Source organism: Streptomyces sp. KR55, assembly GCF_052245645.1.
GTDB lineage: Bacteria > Actinomycetota > Actinomycetes > Streptomycetales > Streptomycetaceae > Streptomyces > Streptomyces flavusporus.
On record NZ_JBQQCE010000782.1, the window covers coordinates 1 to 2,694 of the forward strand.

The 2,694-nt window shown below is 73.3% G+C and carries 4 protein-coding genes; 2 read left to right on the top strand and 2 right to left on the bottom strand.

Annotated features, from left to right (window positions below; genetic code table 11):
* Positions 1-1,001 (top strand): ATP-binding domain-containing protein (locus ACTWQJ_RS49975; protein ID WP_443312980.1); only part of this gene is annotated, 1,001 nt, incomplete at its 5' end.
* Between the two features lie 213 nt (positions 1,002-1,214).
* Here the strand turns inward: ACTWQJ_RS49975 and ACTWQJ_RS49980 are convergent.
* Positions 1,215-1,937 carry a hypothetical protein gene (locus tag ACTWQJ_RS49980; protein WP_443312981.1) on the bottom strand — a complete coding sequence of 241 codons (723 nt, stop codon included), beginning with the start codon at positions 1,935-1,937 and terminating at the stop codon, positions 1,215-1,217.
* A 47-nt stretch (positions 1,938-1,984) separates the two neighbouring features.
* Here ACTWQJ_RS49980 and ACTWQJ_RS49985 point away from each other — a divergent pair, with 47 nt between their 5' ends.
* Positions 1,985-2,173, top strand: a complete 189-nt coding sequence (locus ACTWQJ_RS49985) for a DUF5703 family protein (RefSeq protein ID WP_043499282.1) — start codon at positions 1,985-1,987, stop codon at positions 2,171-2,173.
* Positions 2,174-2,235: 62 nt separating this feature from the next.
* Here the strand turns inward: ACTWQJ_RS49985 and ACTWQJ_RS49990 are convergent.
* Positions 2,236-2,694: chaplin (locus tag ACTWQJ_RS49990; protein WP_443312982.1), on the bottom strand; the 459-nt coding region annotated here is incomplete at its 5' end.

The following is a 2,694-nucleotide window of genomic DNA, read 5'->3' on the forward strand; positions in this document are numbered from 1 at the left end:
GTCCCATCGGCCGGGGGCGGTTCGCGGCGCTGGTGCGGGACGAGTCCGGGGTCGCCACCGTCGCCGGGCTGCTGTCCGGTGCCGAGGGGCCGGGGCGGGACCCGGACGGGGCGCTGGACCTCGATCTCCTTGTCGTGCTCGACGCGCCCCAGCTCGATGTGGAGGCCGCGGCCCTGCTCACCGAGTCGCTGCCGGACGGTGCCCGGCTGGTGCTGTCCGGTGATCCGGCGGTGCTGTGGTCCGTGGGGCCCGGGCGGGTGTTCGCGGATCTGCTGGCGGTGCGCAGGTGCCCCCAGGTCGCCTCGCGGCGGCCGGACCCCGGTCCGCTGGGCGAGTTGGTCTCCGGCATCGGCGTGGGCGAGCTGCTCCAGGTCGACGCGCCGGGCAAGGAGGTCGTGATCGTGCCGGTGCGGGACGCGGGCGAGGCCGTGCACCGGACCGTGCAGCTCGTCGCGGACTCGGTGCCGCGGGCGATCGGCGTGCCCGCCGAGCAGACGGTGGTCATCACGCCGGGGCATGGCGGCGCGGCCGGGACGCGTGCGCTGAACGCCGCGCTGAAGGAACGGCTCAATCCCGGTCCCGGCCGGTTCGGCGGCTTCGACCCCGGGGACCGGATCGCCTACTCCCCCGCGCCGGGACGTACGGTGCCCGGCCAGGTGGTCGGGGCCGACGCCGCGGGGCTGCATCTGTCGTGCTCCGGCGAGAGCGTCGTCGTACCGAAGGAGCGGGTGGAGCAGTCCGTCCGGCACGGGTGGGCGCTGACGGCGCACCAGGCGGTGGGCGGCCGGTGGCCCGCCGTGGTCGTGGTGCTCCCCGGGGATGCCGCGCAGGCCCTCAGCCGCCCGTGGGTGTACACGGCGTTCGGGCGGGCGGAGCGCCATCTGTCGGTGGTGCACGGTGTGGAGCAGGCCCTGTCGCGCGCCGTCGCAGAAACCCCGGCAAAGCCCCGCACAACCCGCCTGCCCCTGCTCCTGACCGCACAGGTGCCGACGGGCGACTGAAGCGGCCGCGGGTGCGGCTTCAGAGGACCGGTGGTCGAGGTCGGGCGGACGCTGACAGCCCCGGTCGTGCAGCTGCCGGCGGCCGGCTGACGAGCGCCGCACCCACGGACCGCGCTCCTCACCACCTCGGCTGTCGCATGATCGAGGTCGCGCAGTGAGAAGCGGCGGCCGCGGAAACCCCGGGGCCGCCGCTCTCGCTGTCTCCGGGCGCGCTCAGCGGTCCGCGTCCAGAGGTTCCAGGTCCTCGTCCCCGTCCAGCTCCGGCTCGTCCTCGAGATCGTCGTCGGTCTCTTCCTCGTCCTCGAGGTCCTCGATGTCCTCAAGATCGTCGATCTCGTCGTCGAAGACCGCGCTGACGTCGAAGCGGCAGACGACGTGCTGCGGGTCGATGCTCTCGAAGGGTGCCTCCAGCCACTCGCCGGGGTCGGCCGGTTCCTCCGCGGCCGTGACCCACAGCGTGGAGTCGCCCTCCTCCAGCCCGAACTCCTTGTGGCGGGAGGCGATCTCGTCCGGTTCGAACTCCCCGAAGAGGATGCCCAACGCCCCATGGACCGTGCCGGCGGCCTCCGCGCCCGTACCCTCGTCGTCCGCCGCCTCGATCCGCTGGGCCTGCGCCAGCAGTCGCTGTGGTTCCGCCACCGCGTAGTCGCGGCGGATCAGCACACTGAGCGCGTTCGGTTCCTCGGGACCCGTGTACGGCGGCAACGTTTCCTCCGCACCGGGGATCTCGAAGGGTGTGACCTCGTCGTAGCGGTCGTAGAGCAGCTCGTCGTACGCCTCTGCGGCCGCGGCCAGCTGGTTGAACGCCTCGTAGACGGCCGGGTCGTCCTCGCCCGACCTGCGTTCGACCGCGGCCAGATGGCGGTCGAGCGCGGTCTTGATCGCCTCGGCGGCGGCGCGTACCTCAGCAGCGGTGGGCTGCGCAGCATCAGACATAGTGCAGACGCTATCCGTACCCGGCCTGTGCCCGCACAATAGATTCGATGCCGGAATACGAATTTGTCGACGTGTACGTGCCGCGCGGGGTCTCCCGCAAGGACGCCACACGCTTGCTGACGGACCATGCCGAGTACGGACACTGGGAGTTGCATCGTCTGAGCCTGCTGCGCGACGGCAGTCGCAGGGTGCGGTTGCGGCGGCGGATCATCCGCCAGGTGCGCGCCACGTGGTGAGCTGAGGCGCCGAAGTGGAGGGGACCCCCGTGGCGGGGCCCGCTCCACTTCGGGTTGCGCCCTTACGCCGACGCCCGCGCCCGGCGGTACAGGACCGCTCCGCCCAGCAGCGCGCCCGCGCCCAGTGAGACGGCGGCGCCGATCGGCAGTTCGCTGCCCGTTTCGGCGAGCGCACCGGTGCCGCGGGGCTGCGCGACGGACTGGCCGCCGGGCCGGTTGACGTCGGTGAAGCCGTCGTCACCCGGCGTCTCGCCGCCCGGGGTGGGCGGGGTGCTCGGGGTGCCGGGCTCCTCCGGGTCACCGGGATTGCCCGGGTTGCCCGGGTTTTCCGGCGTCCCGGGCGGCGTCGTACCGTCGCCGCCTCCCGGCGGGGTGGTGTGACCACCGCCGGAGCCGTCGTTCGCGCAGTCGTTGCCGACGGCGGTGTTGCCGACGCCGATGACGTCGACGCTGTTGCCGCAGATGTTGACCGGCACGTGCACCGGCGCCTCGACGTGGTTGCCCGAGCCGACGCCCGGGGA

Excerpts from the sequence above, each read along its gene's own strand:
- ACTWQJ_RS49980 (WP_443312981.1), bottom strand. The coding sequence starts at position 1,937 with ATGTCTGATGCTGCGCAGCCCACCGCTGCTGAGGTACGCGCCGCCGCC.
- ACTWQJ_RS49985 (WP_043499282.1), top strand. The coding sequence starts at position 1,985 with ATGCCGGAATACGAATTTGTCGACGTGTACGTGCCGCGCGGGGTCTCC.